The organism is Sphingomonas aerophila (genome assembly GCF_014199305.1).
Lineage (GTDB): Bacteria > Pseudomonadota > Alphaproteobacteria > Sphingomonadales > Sphingomonadaceae > Sphingomonas > Sphingomonas aerophila.
In genome coordinates this window covers 438,153-451,116 of sequence record NZ_JACIJK010000001.1, presented here as the reverse complement: position 1 = coordinate 451,116, position 12,964 = coordinate 438,153, and the positions used below count along the sequence as shown (strand labels likewise).

General features: G+C 63.6%; 20 protein-coding genes. 17 read left to right on the top strand and 3 right to left on the bottom strand.

What is annotated here, in order from left to right:
* Nucleotides 1-93 precede the first annotated feature (93 nt).
* Genes motA through FHS94_RS02290 form a run of 13 tightly spaced genes read left to right on the top strand, consistent with a single transcriptional unit; the run spans nt 94 to nt 9,519 of the window.
* Nucleotides 94-975, top strand: coding sequence for a flagellar motor stator protein MotA (motA, locus tag FHS94_RS02350; protein ID WP_184054190.1), 882 nt, complete (start codon nt 94-96; stop codon nt 973-975).
* A 49-nt stretch (nt 976-1,024) separates the two neighbouring features.
* Nucleotides 1,025-1,279 carry an STAS domain-containing protein gene (locus tag FHS94_RS02345; protein ID WP_343055124.1) on the top strand — a complete coding sequence of 85 codons (255 nt, stop codon included), beginning with the start codon at nt 1,025-1,027 and terminating at the stop codon, nt 1,277-1,279.
* Nucleotides 1,276-1,641 (top strand): response regulator, encoded by a 366-nt coding sequence (locus FHS94_RS02340; protein WP_184054186.1) that lies wholly within the window; start codon nt 1,276-1,278, stop codon nt 1,639-1,641. Before FHS94_RS02345 ends, FHS94_RS02340 begins: the two co-directional genes overlap by 4 nt.
* On the top strand, nt 1,638-3,836 hold the full coding sequence (locus FHS94_RS02335) for a chemotaxis protein CheA (RefSeq protein ID WP_184054184.1): 2,199 nt from the start codon (nt 1,638-1,640) through the stop codon (nt 3,834-3,836). Before FHS94_RS02340 ends, FHS94_RS02335 begins: the two co-directional genes overlap by 4 nt.
* A complete protein-coding gene (locus tag FHS94_RS02330) occupies nt 3,833-4,321 on the top strand; it encodes a chemotaxis protein CheW (protein ID WP_184054182.1) in 489 nt (162 codons plus the stop codon). The genes FHS94_RS02335 and FHS94_RS02330 overlap by 4 nt, the downstream gene beginning before the upstream one ends.
* Nucleotides 4,318-5,190, top strand: a complete 873-nt coding sequence (locus FHS94_RS02325; RefSeq protein ID WP_184054180.1) for a CheR family methyltransferase — start codon at nt 4,318-4,320, stop codon at nt 5,188-5,190. The genes FHS94_RS02330 and FHS94_RS02325 overlap by 4 nt, the downstream gene beginning before the upstream one ends.
* The gene (locus FHS94_RS02320; RefSeq protein WP_184054178.1) at nt 5,187-6,218 is read left to right on the top strand and encodes a protein-glutamate methylesterase/protein-glutamine glutaminase; all 1,032 of its coding nucleotides are present in this window, start codon (nt 5,187-5,189) and stop codon (nt 6,216-6,218) included. The genes FHS94_RS02325 and FHS94_RS02320 overlap by 4 nt, the downstream gene beginning before the upstream one ends.
* A 17-nt stretch (nt 6,219-6,235) precedes the next feature.
* Nucleotides 6,236-6,625, top strand: a complete 390-nt coding sequence (locus FHS94_RS02315; RefSeq protein WP_184054176.1) for a response regulator — start codon at nt 6,236-6,238, stop codon at nt 6,623-6,625.
* A gap of 13 nt (nt 6,626-6,638) precedes the next feature.
* On the top strand, nt 6,639-7,160 hold the full coding sequence (locus tag FHS94_RS02310) for a chemotaxis protein CheD (protein ID WP_184054442.1): 522 nt from the start codon (nt 6,639-6,641) through the stop codon (nt 7,158-7,160).
* 33 nt (nt 7,161-7,193) lie between these two features.
* Nucleotides 7,194-7,487 carry a hypothetical protein gene (locus FHS94_RS02305; RefSeq protein ID WP_184054174.1) on the top strand — a complete coding sequence of 98 codons (294 nt, stop codon included), beginning with the start codon at nt 7,194-7,196 and terminating at the stop codon, nt 7,485-7,487.
* A gap of 6 nt (nt 7,488-7,493) precedes the next feature.
* A complete protein-coding gene (locus tag FHS94_RS02300) occupies nt 7,494-8,345 on the top strand; it encodes a flagellar motor protein MotB (RefSeq protein ID WP_184054172.1) in 852 nt (283 codons plus the stop codon).
* 11 nt (nt 8,346-8,356) lie between these two features.
* Nucleotides 8,357-8,794: a hypothetical protein gene (locus tag FHS94_RS02295; RefSeq protein WP_184054170.1), complete on the top strand. Its 438-nt coding sequence runs from the start codon at nt 8,357-8,359 to the stop codon at nt 8,792-8,794.
* A gap of 5 nt (nt 8,795-8,799) precedes the next feature.
* Nucleotides 8,800-9,519 (top strand): PilZ domain-containing protein, encoded by a 720-nt coding sequence (locus tag FHS94_RS02290; protein ID WP_184054168.1) that lies wholly within the window; start codon nt 8,800-8,802, stop codon nt 9,517-9,519.
* 106 nt (nt 9,520-9,625) lie between these two features.
* On the opposite strand, the gene fliP is transcribed toward FHS94_RS02290, so the two are convergent.
* The 3 genes from fliP to FHS94_RS02275 are packed head-to-tail and all read right to left on the bottom strand — an operon-like array spanning nt 9,626 to nt 11,042.
* A complete protein-coding gene (fliP, locus tag FHS94_RS02285; RefSeq protein ID WP_246348283.1) occupies nt 9,626-10,306 on the bottom strand; it encodes a flagellar type III secretion system pore protein FliP in 681 nt (226 codons plus the stop codon).
* A gap of 49 nt (nt 10,307-10,355) precedes the next feature.
* Nucleotides 10,356-10,805 carry a flagellar biosynthetic protein FliO gene (locus tag FHS94_RS02280; protein WP_184054164.1) on the bottom strand — a complete coding sequence of 150 codons (450 nt, stop codon included), beginning with the start codon at nt 10,803-10,805 and terminating at the stop codon, nt 10,356-10,358.
* On the bottom strand, nt 10,806-11,042 hold the full coding sequence (locus FHS94_RS02275) for a FliM/FliN family flagellar motor switch protein (RefSeq protein ID WP_184054162.1): 237 nt from the start codon (nt 11,040-11,042) through the stop codon (nt 10,806-10,808). It lies immediately after the preceding gene.
* Between the two features lie 118 nt (nt 11,043-11,160).
* On the opposite strand from FHS94_RS02275, the gene flgC reads away from it, so the two are divergent.
* The 4 genes from flgC to fliR are packed head-to-tail and all read left to right on the top strand — an operon-like array spanning nt 11,161 to nt 12,962.
* A complete protein-coding gene (gene flgC, locus FHS94_RS02270; protein WP_184054160.1) occupies nt 11,161-11,568 on the top strand; it encodes a flagellar basal body rod protein FlgC in 408 nt (135 codons plus the stop codon).
* 12 nt (nt 11,569-11,580) lie between these two features.
* Nucleotides 11,581-11,928 (top strand): flagellar hook-basal body complex protein FliE, encoded by a 348-nt coding sequence (fliE, locus tag FHS94_RS02265; RefSeq protein WP_184054158.1) that lies wholly within the window; start codon nt 11,581-11,583, stop codon nt 11,926-11,928.
* 9 nt (nt 11,929-11,937) lie between these two features.
* Nucleotides 11,938-12,207 carry a flagellar biosynthesis protein FliQ gene (gene fliQ, locus FHS94_RS02260; RefSeq protein WP_184054156.1) on the top strand — a complete coding sequence of 90 codons (270 nt, stop codon included), beginning with the start codon at nt 11,938-11,940 and terminating at the stop codon, nt 12,205-12,207.
* A complete protein-coding gene (gene fliR / locus FHS94_RS02255) occupies nt 12,204-12,962 on the top strand; it encodes a flagellar biosynthetic protein FliR (RefSeq protein WP_343055122.1) in 759 nt (252 codons plus the stop codon). Before fliQ ends, fliR begins: the two co-directional genes overlap by 4 nt.
* The last annotated feature ends 2 nt before the right edge of the window (nt 12,963-12,964 follow it).

Below are 12,964 nucleotides of genomic sequence, written 5' to 3'. Positions count from 1 at the left end.
CGGACGCAATGTTTTGGCCGCAAACCCCAGGATGACCGTGGCCGTCCTATAATCGGAACAGACGAGTAGACCGCATAAAGAAAGTTTCCCTTCATGCTCAACGGCATTGGCCTGCTGATCATCCTGGGCTGCGTCTTCGGCAGCTTCCTGATCTCCGGCGGCAAGATGACCATCGTGATGCACGCGCTGCCGCACGAAATGATGGCGATCGGCGGCGCTGCCATTGGCGCCTTCATTGTATCCAACTCACTGCCCACCGTGAAACTTGCGGGGAAGGGGCTGGTGCGCGCGTTCAAGGCGCCGCGCTGGAAGGATAAGGACTATCGCGATCTCCTGACCTTGCTGTTCGGGCTTTTGTCCACCTTCAAGAAGGGGGGCGCGACCGCGATCGAACCGCACCTGGACCATCCGCACGAAAGCTCGATCTTCTCGCGCTACCCGCGCGTTCTGGCCGACCATCATCTGGTGGAATTCATCTGCGATTACCTGCGCATGATGACGGTGAACTTCGAGGATCCGCACCAGCTCGCCGAAGCGATGGACAACGACATCGAGCGCCACCATCACGAAGAGCTCGCGCCCCAGCACGCATTACAGATGATGGCCGACGGTCTTCCCGCGATCGGCATCGTCGCGGCGGTTCTGGGCGTCATCAAGACCATGGGCTCCATCGACCAGCCGACCGAAGTGCTGGGTGCCATGATCGGTGGCGCGCTGGTCGGCACGTTCCTTGGCGTGCTGCTCGCCTACTGCCTGGTCGGGCCGCTGGCGCAGAAGCTGCTCCACCTCGTGAACGAGGAAGCCAAGCCATATGCGATCGCGAAGAGCGCGATCATTGCCCATGCTCAGGGCGCTCCCACCCAGGTGGCGATTGAGATCGCACGGCGCATGACGCCGTCCGATTGCGCCCCCAGCTTCCAGCAACTCGAGACAGCCCTGGACGAGGCCAAGAATGATCTCAGCATCGCCGTTTAACGCACCGGACGAAACCGGGCCGATCCGCCTTCCCGTTCACGGCTCTACCGTGACTGCCGAAGATCTGCGCACGCGCCTCGTATTCGCCGCCGACTTCGAGGGCGCCACCGAAATCGACGCTTCCGGCGTGGAGAGTGTGGGGCAAGCGGTTTTGCAACTGCTGGTCGCGGCAAATCGCGAGGCCAGACAGTCCGGGCAGCCCTTCTCCATTCACAACCCTTCCCCCGCTTTTGTGCACCGCGTGGTGGCGAGCCGCTTGGCGGACGAGATTGGCCTCGAGATCGAAAAGGATGATCTTCAGTGAGCAAACTGATCCTCACCGTTGACGATTCAGCGAGCATGCGCATGCTGCTAAAGACCTCGCTTTCACAGCAGGGGTTCCGGATCGAGGGCGCCACGGATGGCGTGCACGGCCTGGAGCGGATGCATGAGGTCAACCCCGACCTCCTGATCACCGACATCAACATGCCGCGCATGGACGGTTTCGAGTTGATCGAGGCGGTTCGCGCCCTGCCCCAGTTCCGCGGCACGCCCATTCTGGTGCTGTCGACCGAGTTCTCGGACGACAAAAAGGCCCGTGCGCGCAGCGCCGGCGCGACCGGCTGGATCACGAAGCCGTTCGAGGCGACGAAGCTGGGGGCGGCTGTCCGCCGCGTGTGCCCATGAGCGACGAACTCGACGAGATCCAGGCGATCTTCTTTGAAGAATGCGCCGAAGGGCTTGTAACGGCCGAACAGGGGCTGTCCGCGATGGCAGGCGGCGACGTCTCCGCGGACGTGATCGCCGGCGTGTTCCGGGCGGTGCATTCGATCAAGGGAGGCGCCGGCGCATTCGGCCATGCAGCCCTGACGGCCTTTTCGCACCGATTCGAGAATGTTCTGGACGAGGTTCGTGCCGGCCGTATCGCCCCCACACCCGGGGTGACCGCCGTGATGCTGACCGCGTTCGATATTCTGTCGGACCACGTCGAAGCGTCGAAAGGCACCGCGCCAGCTCCGGCCGATGCCGCCGCGCTTGCTGCCTTGGACGAAGTGCTGGCGACAGGCGGTGCTGGCACGCCTGCCGCCCCGGTTGCTGCTGCGACGCCCGTGATCGAGGCAGCGGATGATTTTGGCTTCACGCCGGTCACGGCGGTGATCGACGACCTTGATCCGTTCGGTTTCGAACCGATCGGCGTCATGCTGGAGGATCTGGACCCGCAGCCCGCCGAAGCACCGTCGGAGGTTGCCGGCTGGACCGTTCGCTTTGCACCCTCTCGCTCCGCCCTCGCGAACGGCGGCGAGCCCCTCCTCGTGGTGCGCGAAGTCGAGCATCTCGGCGGCAGCGTCGTGGACATCGATTGCTCCGCTCTGCCTCCCTTGCGTGACCTCGATCCGGAAGAAAGCTACATGGTGTGGACATTGTCCGCGCCGGCCACTCTGCCACAGGCCGACATCGCCGAATGCTTCGACTTCGTGTCGCCCGATTCGATCATCGAGATCACGCGAGCTGAACCGCCCGCCGATACCGATCTGGAACTCGCACCCTCCTCGGCGGCGGCAGCTCCAGACCCTGGACATGCAGCGCCTGAGCCTACAAGCGCCACAACAGCCTTCTCGCCCAACCGGGCGCCCGAACCCGAGGTTCTCGCCCTGGCAGTGGTGCCCAAGTCGGACACCCCTCGCGCGGCAGAACCCGCCGCTCAGACCATTCGTGTCGACCTCACGAAGCTCGACATGCTGCTCAATCTGGTCGGCGAACTCGTGATCCGGAATTCGATCCTGACGGACCGGCTGAGTCCCAAGGAGCAGCAGCGAGTGGAGCTGCCCGAACTCGCCCGGCTGACGCGTGAAATCCAGGACAACGTCATGTCTCTGCGCGCCCAGCCGATCAAGCAGGCGTTCAGTCGCGTACCCCGCATGCTCCGTGACCTGTCGGTCGAAACCGGCAAGCTGGTTTTGCTGGAAACCACGGGAGAGTCGACCGAAGTCGACAAGGGCGTCATCGAGAAGATCGGCGATCCCTTGACGCACATGATCCGCAACGCGGTGGACCATGGCATCGAAAGCCCTGACGACCGCGCCGCTGTCGGCAAGCCGCGCGAGGGCACCATTCGCCTGTCCGCCGAGCAGAAAAGCGCACGCATCTTTGTGCGCGTGTCGGACGACGGTCGCGGGATCGACCGCGCGCGCGTTCGCGCCAAGGCCGTGGAAAAGGGCATCATCCCCGCCGACGCCGTGCTGTCGAACGAAGAGATCGACCAGCTCATCTGTGCGCCCGGTTTTTCGACCGCGGAGTCCATCTCCAACATCTCTGGCCGGGGGGTCGGCATGGACGTGGTGCGCTCCAATGTTGAGGCTTTGGGCGGCCGGGTCGAGATCAGCTCGGTACCCGGCCAAGGCACCACCTTCACCATGATTCTGCCGCTGACACTGGCGATATTGGATGGAATGGTGGTCCGGCTTGCCGGTCAGCGATACGTGCTTCCCCTCGCCACCGTGGTGGAGTCGGTCAAGCCCGAGCCGGGCCAGGTACGACCCATGTCACGCACAACCGAGGTCATCGAGCTTCGCGGCAATTACCTGCCCGTGCGGCGCCTGGGCGACCTGTTCGGCTTCGGTGGCAAGGGGCGCGCTCCCGAAGATTCGCTCGTCATCATCGTGGAAAGCGAAGCGGGCCATGTCGGCTTGATGGTCGACACGATCGAGGACCGCCGAGAGGTGGTGATCAAGAGCCTCGATCAGAACCTTCACCCGATCCGCGGCCTGGGCGGCGCCACCATTCTTGGCGACGGTTCGATCGCTCTGATTCTCGACGTCGAGGCCCTGGTCGGCTCCAGCGCCTCCGCCCCGCAGCACTCTCTGAAAGGCCTTGCAGCATGAGCACCACCAACAGCCCCGGCGAGCGCAAGATGGTCACCTTCTCGCTCGGTCAGCAGATGTTCGGCATCGACATGAACGCGCTGATCGAAATCCGCGAATGGGAAGAGCCAACGCCGCTTCCAGGTGTTGCCCCCTTCATCAAGGGCGTGACCAACCTGCGCGGCACAGTGATCCCGGTTGTGGGTCTCGCCGAGCGGATCGGCTGGCCAGCCAGCAAGATTCACTCGCGATCCTGCATCCTTGTCGTGAACATCAGCGGCAATCAGTGTGGATTTCTTGTCGATGAAGTTGCCGACATCGTTCTCATCAAGGACGAGGACGTGCAGCCCGCACCCGACATGGAAACGGCCGAGAACGTGATCCGCGGTCTGGTGCAGATCTCCACTCGCGCAACGGACGGCTCGCAGGGCGAAGCTGGAACCATGGTGTCGCTACTCGACCTCAATGCACTGAGCCTCACCCGCCAGCTGGATTTTGCCGCATGACAACCGCCGTGCTTCCCGGCGGCGCAGCGGTGGGCGGCACGTGCGAGCTCGGTTCGGCCGAGTTCGCGGTTGTGGCTGCCATCCTGCAGAGCGACGCCCGCATCCACTTGACGGAGGCCAAGAAGACGCTGGTGCACTCGCGCCTCAGCCGCCGTCTGCGCGAACGGGGCGTTTCGACTTTTCGCGATTATGTGCGGCTGGTTCAGTCTGATCCGGTTGAACGCTCTGCCATGGTCGTGTCGCTGACCACCAACCACACGCATTTCTTTCGTGAAGGGCACCATTTCGATCATCTGCGCCAGGCAACTATGCCCTGGCTGCAGGACCGTGCACGCCGCCAGCCGGTGCGCATCTGGTCGGCGGGCTGTTCCACCGGCGAAGAAGTGTACACCATTGCCATGTGCCTGCTGGGGCAGGACCGCACGTCCGCTGCCTGGCTGCGCAACAGTGACGTGAAGCTGCTGGCCACCGACCTTTCACCGCCAGTGGTGGAAGCAACCAATTCCGCCATCTACTCTGCATCGGCCGTCGAACCAGTGCCGGCCGCTTATCGATCGGCATGGATGCGACCCGTCAACGCCGATTTCCAGATGGCGGACGAGGCGCGCGCCCTGGTCACCGCACGCGTTCTGAACCTGTTTGGCCCTTGGCCGATGCGGCGGCAATATGACGTGATCTTCTGCCGCAACGTGATGATCTACTTCGACGATTCCGCAAAGGCGGAGCTGGAGGCTCGATTCGTGGAGATGCTCGCGCCGGGCGGGTACCTCTACATCGGCCACTCGGAACGGTTGATCGGTCCCGCCGCTGACCAGATGCAGGGCTGCGGCCAGACGATCTACCGCAAGCGCGGCCGAGCATCCGCATGAGGCCGGTTCGCGCACTGATCGTGGACGACAGCGCTTCGATGCGCGCGGTTCTCAATCGTATCCTGTCGGCTGATCCGGACATCGAGGTGGTCGGCATGGCGCCCGAGCCCCATGCCGCCCGCGCCATGATCAAGGAGCTCAATCCGGACGTCATCACGCTCGATATCGAGATGCCCAAGATGGACGGCCTGTCCTTCCTGGAAAAGATCATGCGCCTCCGGCCCATGCCGGTGGTGATGTGCTCCACGCTGACGGCGCGCGGTGCGGAAGCAACCGTGGAAGCGTTACGGCTGGGCGCGGTGGACTGCATTGCCAAGCCGACGGGCAACCCGCTCGAGATCGCGCAAGATGCATCGATGCTCTGCCGCACGGTGCGAAATGCCGGACGGGCATCCGTGCGCCGCAGCTTGGCTGCGCCGGGTCCCACTGCGGCAGCAATTCGCACACCGGCGGGCGGCTTTCGCGACACGGTGATTGCCATCGGCGCCTCCACAGGGGGGGTGGAAGCCTTGTTTGAGCTGCTTCCCCGCCTGCCGGCGGATTGCCCGCCGGTGCTGGTGGTGCAGCACATGCCGGCCAGCTTCACCGGCAGCTTCGCGGCCCGGCTCGACCGGGAATGCCAGGTCCGGGTCGTGGAAGCGACTGATGCGACGCCGGTTGTGCGTGGAACCGTCTATATTGCTCCTGGTGGCGCAACCCACATGGAGTTGGCTGGCGGGCGGTTCGGACGCATTCGACTCCGCGCCGGCGACCTCGTCGCCGGACACCGTCCCTCCGTTGACGTGCTGTTCCGCTCGGTCGCGGAACTTGGTTCGGCAGCGGTGGGTGCGATCCTAACCGGCATGGGGTCCGACGGGGCGCAGGGCATGCTGGCCATGCGCCAGGCAGGTGCCCGCACGATGAGCCAGTCGCGCGAGAGTTGCGTGATCTACGGAATGCCGCGTGCCGCCTTTGAGCTGGGCGCCGCGGAGCGAGAAATCAGCTTGTCCAACATGCCCGAGGCAATCCTCGGCGCATGCCGAAATTAGGGTTCTGGGAGCGTTCAATGCCTGCAGCTTCTGCAATCAAGGTCATGGTCGTGGATGACCAGACCAGCATGCGCGCAATGATCCGCGTTGCCCTTCAGGATCTGGGCTTCAAGGACGTGCGCGACAAATCCGGGGCGGTGGAAGCGCTTGCGGCGGTCAAGTCCGACCGCGTCCACCTGATCATCTCCGACTACAACATGCCCGACATGGACGGGCTCCAGTTCCTCAAGGAGGTTCGGAGCGACGAGGTGATCGGGAAGACGGTGTTCATCATGCTCACCGGCTCGTCTGACCGTGATCTGGTGCAACAGGCGGCCGCGCTCGGGGTAAACAACTATCTCGTGAAGCCGTTTGCGCCTGCCGCGCTCAAGGAGAAGATTGAGCGCGTCTTCGGCGCGCTTTCTTGACCAGGAACTGATCGTGCGCCGCATCTCGATCGTACAGGGCGAACATGCCGTTGTGGCCGAACCGGACGTCGTAATCTCGACAGTCCTCGGTTCATGCATCGCGGTGTGCATTCAGGACAGCGTCGCCCGGATCGGCGGAATGAACCACTTCCTGTTGGGGGAGCCAGGCGAGAACCAGCAGGTCAGCGCACAAGATCTCCAGCGCTACGGCCTTCATGCAATGGAGCTGCTTATTAACGCAATGATGCGCATGGGGGCTGTCCGCGCCCGGCTGAAGGCGCATCTATACGGGGGCGCCAATATCATTGCTGGCCTGGGACCGATTGGCACGAGCAACGCGGAGTTCGCCCGGCGATTCCTCCAGACCGAGGGCATTCCGGTCGGCCATGTCGATGTCGGCGGCACCCACGCTCGCCGCGTCGAATTCATGGCCTATGCCGGCAAGGCGCGATCCACAGCCGTCAAGGACGCGCCGCCCCTGCTGATCCCGATCGTTCCCGCCGCCGCGCTGGGCGGCGAACTCGAACTTTTTTGACCTGAGCTCTTAGCGAACTGGTGCGAACATAACATGGCTACGACCCAACACCTCGCCCCCACTCTTCACGCCGCCGTGGCCGAGGAAATGCGTCTCATGGCTGCGTTGATGGAGCAGCTTGCCGAGACGCTGGTCGGCGATGAGGAGATCGCCGCGCGCTATCTGGACCAGTTCCAGACGTTCGACCTGGTGATCCAGTGCGCTGCCGAGAGTGCGGCCGTGCTCGACCGCCTGGCGCAAGGGGCGTGCCCTCACGACGCAATCGCTCCCGTGCGGCTGGCGGCGGTGCAGGATCGCCTGCGTGGCGCACTTGGCGTGGCGGCGTAACGCAAGATGGCAACCCTCCCCAACAATGCGCGCCCGATCGTCATCCGGAAGATCAAGAAGGCGGCGCATAGCCACCACGGTGGAGCATGGAAGGTCGCCTATGCCGATTTCGTGACGGCGATGATGGCCTTTTTCATGCTTCTTTGGTTGATCAGCAACCCGGACAAGCAGCGACTGAAAGGGCTGGCGGAATATTTCTCGCCGGCGTCGGCCTCGGCATCGGGCGGGGATTCGCCCGGGGACGTGCCGGGCATGGGTGGTCGCCCCCAGCGAACGAACTCAGACAATGCTACCAGCCAGGGCCAGCCGTCCATGAACGTGGCGACGGGCGGTGCGGCGCATGGGGGTACTTCCAGTGTTCCCGATGCATCGTTGCGTGTTCTTGCGCAGGAGATGCGGGTCGCGCTCGAGAGTCTGCCGCAGGACGACGCCGTGAAGCAGGGCATCCGGATCGAGGAATCTCGTGATGGGCTGCGCATCAGCCTGGCCGACACATCTTCCCGGTCCATGTTCCGCAGCGACACGGCCGAGCTCAACGGCTTTGCCAGAGAGCTGCTGGGCCGGGTGGCGGCCAAGCTCGCCAGCTCGGGCGCGCAGATCGCGATCGAAGGCCATACCGACGGGACCGGCGGTCAGAGTGCGGCAAATTGGCGCTTGTCAGGCGAGCGAGCCCTGGCCGCGCGCCAGGCAATGATCGCCGCTGGCCTTACACCCGATCGCTTTGCCGAGGTGGTTGCACTTGCCGGCACGCGCCCAGTGTATCCGGATCAACCGAACCGGCCTGAAAACCGTCGTATCACCATTGTTGCGCTGGGTGATGCGCCGGTGCTGCCCAGCGACTCCAGCTTCAGGTTTTAAGGAACCGTGCCTTGAAAAAGATCCTGCTTCCGCTGGCGATGATCGCCGCCGGCCTTGGTGTTGGCAGCGGGGCTGCATACGCAGCTGCCATGCTGGTCGGCCCGCATGCTGGCAACCCTGCCAGGCCAAAGTCGGAGAAGACCGGCTTTGTGACGGCCAGTAAGATCACTGCACCACTGGTGCTGCAAGATGGCCGCTTGTCAGGCTATGTCAGCTTTGACGCATCCCTTGAGGTTCCGCTCGACCAGATCGAAACGGTCAACGCGCGCCTTCCCTTGCTGCTGCACGCTGTGAACATGCAAACGTACCGGACACCCATGGCCGCCGGTCCGGATGGCCTTATCCCAGACCTCGGAAGCTTCCGGGCCGTGGTCACCAATGCTGCCAAGCAAACTTATGGGCCCGGCGTGGTGCGGTTCGTTGCGGTCACCACCGCGGTTCCTGCCTGATCATGATGCTGGATTGTCCCGCACTCGACGCACCCAGTCCTACCGAACAAAAAGGCGACGATCGTTCAGCGGCAGAGACGATCGGGCATACCGCCTCTGGCGTTGCGGAGCGTAGAAGCGAAACCTATGCGCCGCGCGACAAGCGGCTCGTCACGATGCTGTTGCTGGCCCGGCTGGAAACCGCAACTCGTGACGGGCTGGCCCGCATCCGCAACGTATCGACTGGTGGTGCCATGGTGGAAACCAGCCTTGCCCTGATGGCTGGCGAGCCGATCCGGCTGGAAACGCGCGACCTCCTGTTCGACGGGCGGATAGCCTGGAGCAAGGATGGACGCGCGGGCATCGAGTTCTCCGGGCCTGCGGACGTTACCGCGCTGATGCATCCTGCTGCGAGCGGCCGCGCTAACTACGTGGTGCGCGCACCTCGGCTGCTGACCGAATGTACGGTTCGCTTACAAAGCCATGGCTTCTTCTGCTCTGCCACGTTGCTCGACATCTCGGCCAGGGGTGGGCGGCTGTTGCTTGACCGCCCGCTTTCGATCGATGGCGGGATCACGATCACCATTCCCGGACTGGACCCGCAACAGGCCGCAGTGCGCTGGGTCAAAGGTGAGGAGGCCGGCGTGACGCTGCTCTCCCCCATACCGTTCGCGAAACTGGATGGATGGCTGCAGGATACGGCTGTCCGCTTCAACGCCCGTGAACCAGGCAAGGCACAAAGCTGAAGAGACGGGCCTCCACCTTGGAGGAAGATCGATCTGCTATGCCCGCTCCGAATGAGGGAACCGGGTCGTGCGGCGCCTCGTGAGGCGCCGCAGCGGGCTAGTCAGGTCAACCGCTGAAACTGCGCACCAGCGATCCTGCAACCAGCGCCCAGCCATCGACCAACACAAAGAAGATGATCTTCATCGGAAGCGATATTGTTGTGGGCGGCAGCATCATCATGCCCATGGCCATCAGCACGGCCGATACAGCCAAATCGATAATGAGAAAGGGCAGCAGCAGCAGGAACCCGATCTCGAACGCGCGCCGGAGTTCCGAGATCATGAAGGAAGGCAGCAGCGTCGGCAGTGGGGTTTGCGCCCGCGGCACGGCCGGTTTCCCCGACAGCCGGGTGAACAGCGCCAGGTCGTCATCGCGAACCTGACTTAGCATGAACACGCGGAACGGCTCGGCCGTGCGCTCAAACGCCTGTGTCTCGTTGATACGTCCCTGTGTGTAGGGGTTGACGCCGGTGTCCCAGGCCTTCTGGAATGTGGGCGCCATCACGAAAAAGGACAGAAACAGAGCCAGGCTGATGACCACCGGGTTCGGCGGCACGCCTTGCGCGCCCAAGCCGGTGCGCAACAGGGACAGCGCCACCACGATCCGGGTAAACGAAGTAACCGTCATCAGGATGCCGGGCGCCAAGCTCAGCACCGTCATCATCAGGACCAGCCCGATAGCGCGGTTGGACAGCGAACCGCCGCCGAGATTCAGTGTGGTGTTCTGGGCCCAGGCAGCGGCGGGCATTAGCAGCGCGGCCAGCCCCAGTCCGATGCGCAGCGCAGTGCGGAACCGCTTAACCATTGATCTGCTCCGGGCCGGCGTCGGTCGCATCGACCTCGCCCTGCGTTCGCGTGCGCCGCATCCTGCCCTGAACTCGCTGCAGGACGTCACGAAATGGGATCGGCTGGGCGGCGGAAAAGGGCCGCGGCAAACCCGCTCCCTCAGCTTCAACCGCCAGGTCGGCATGGTCAGGCGGGCTGCAAGGAATGCCGGTCTCCACCACAACCGCGCCCGACGGGTCGATAAAGATCAGATGCTCGCATCCATCCCGACGGATCAACGCGACGCTTCGTTTCGCATCGACGGTCAGCCGTTCAACCAGCTCCAGGCGACGTGCCGGACCGCCGCCGATCCGGCCGGGCAGGCGAATGTCGTAGCGCCGTACCACCCACAGCCCGCCAGCCAGCAACCCGAGCACGATTCCCAGGCCGCCCAGCGTGCGCAACAGCGACAGAATGTCCACTTAGAGCGCGTCCTTGCGGACGACTTCGGTGATCTCAAGCGACATCTGGTCCTCGTTGACCAGCACCTTGCCCCGCGCGACGAGCTTGTTGTTGACATACACCAGCGTCGGGTCGTCGTGGCCGCAGTCCAGCGGGATCATGGCGCCACGGCTCATCTTCAGGATTTGCCGGATCGGCACCTGACAGGAGCCGAGCACGATCGACATGTCGATTGAGATACCCTCGAGCACGGACATTAAGCATTCCTTTCGAGAGCACTATAGGATCTTTTTTCCGCCTACTGCCGAGCGGTAGGAAAAAGTTGCCTATAAGTCTCTGGGTAAGCGGCAGCGTGCCGCATGGAGACGGACCCCGATGGATCTCAATACCGCGGTGCAGGTATCCGCATCAGGATTGCGCGCCCAGTCACTCAGAATGCGCGTGATCGCGGAGAATCTGGCCAATCAGGACTCGGTTTCGACCCAGGCGGGCGGCAATCCGTACCAGCGTCGCGTCACCGCGTTTCGCGCCGAGATGGATCGCGCCAGCGGCGCCATGAATGTTAAGGTCGAGCGAGTTGCAGCCGACCGTTCCGCGTTTCAACGTGTCTACCAGCCAGGCAGCCCGGCCGCCGATGCCAAGGGTTATGTACTGACGCCCAACGTCAACAGCCTGGTTGAAACCGCGGACATGAAGGCCGCCCAGCGCTCCTACGAAGCCAACCTTAATGCCATCGAAGCGGCCAAGAGCCTGACGATGCGCACCATCGACCTGCTGAAGTAAGGACAAGCGAGCATGTCTATCGGAGCATTGGACGCAGCGACTGCGTATGGCCGCGCAATGGGCGTCGGCAAGGGTATTGGCGGCATCGGCGGCGGTGCCGGCGGGATCGGGGGCGTTGCCGGCGGCACCGGCACGACGGCCCCGAGCGGATTTGGCGACATGGTCGAAAAGATGGTGACCGATGCCGCGGGCTCGATGCGCCAGGCGGAGAGCGCGAGCGCCAAGCAGGTGGCCGGCAAGGGCGACCTGATCGACGTGGTCACTGCGATCGGCGCTGCGGAAACCGCGCTCGACACGGTGGTCGCCGTGCGTGATCGAGTGGTGAACGCTTATTCCGACATCATGCGCTTGCAGATCTGATCGCGGACCATGACCGGTTACGATGCGATGGAGATCGCTCGCTCGGGCCTTGTGCTTGTGCTCACGATCGCGGGTCCGCTGCTGATTACCTCGTTGATCGTCGGCGTGGCTGTTAGCCTGTTCCAGGCTCTCACCCAGGTTCAGGAGCAGACCCTGACCTTCGTTCCCAAGGTCATGGCGATGGGTGTGGTCCTTCTCCTGTGCCTGCCCATGATCGGGCACGCGATGTCAGACTTCACGCTGCAGATCAGCGACCGCATCATTCACGGCTCACGGTGAATTTCGACAACGTCCCTCAACAGGCCGCAGCGTTCCTGATCCTGTTCGCCAGGATTGGGGCGGTGCTGATGCTGTTGCCCGTTTTCTCTGAAGATGCGGTGCCAGGCCGAATCCGGCTACTGATCGCGCTGGGGATGACGATCGGTTTGTGGGGCATGCTGGGCAGCCAGACCATGCCCGCGGCCGCGAAGACCGACGGGCTGGTCAGCATCCTGCTGGTCGAATTGCTGATCGGCCTTGGGCTGGGCCTTCTGGTCAAGATGATGTTCCAGGCGATCGCCATCGCCGGTTCCATCATCAGCCTCCAGATCGGCTTGTCCTCGGCAATCGTCTTTGATCAGTCGCAAGGTGGACAAGCGGCGCTCCTGTCGCGATTTGTCAGTGTGGCGGCTGCGGTGGTGTGCATGTCGCTCGCGGTGCACCACCTGTGGATCGCTTCGATTGTTCGCTCCTACACGCTGTTCCCGGTTGGCGGCCTTCCGTCCACGGGCGACTTCGCGACCATTGCGCTTCATACGGCGACCCGTGCCATGTCGCTCGGCGTCAGCCTGGCTGCGCCCCTGCTGGTCTATGGAATCGTGTTCAACGTGGCTCTTGGGCTGGCGGCGCGCCTGGCGCCTGCGGTCCAGGTGTTCTTTGTCGCCCAGCCACTCAACCTGATCCTCGGAATAGGGCTGTTCGCCGCCGTGCTCGGGGCAATCCTGACCAGCTTCGCTACCGCCATGGCGAACTGGATGCAGACCGGTTGGAGCTGACC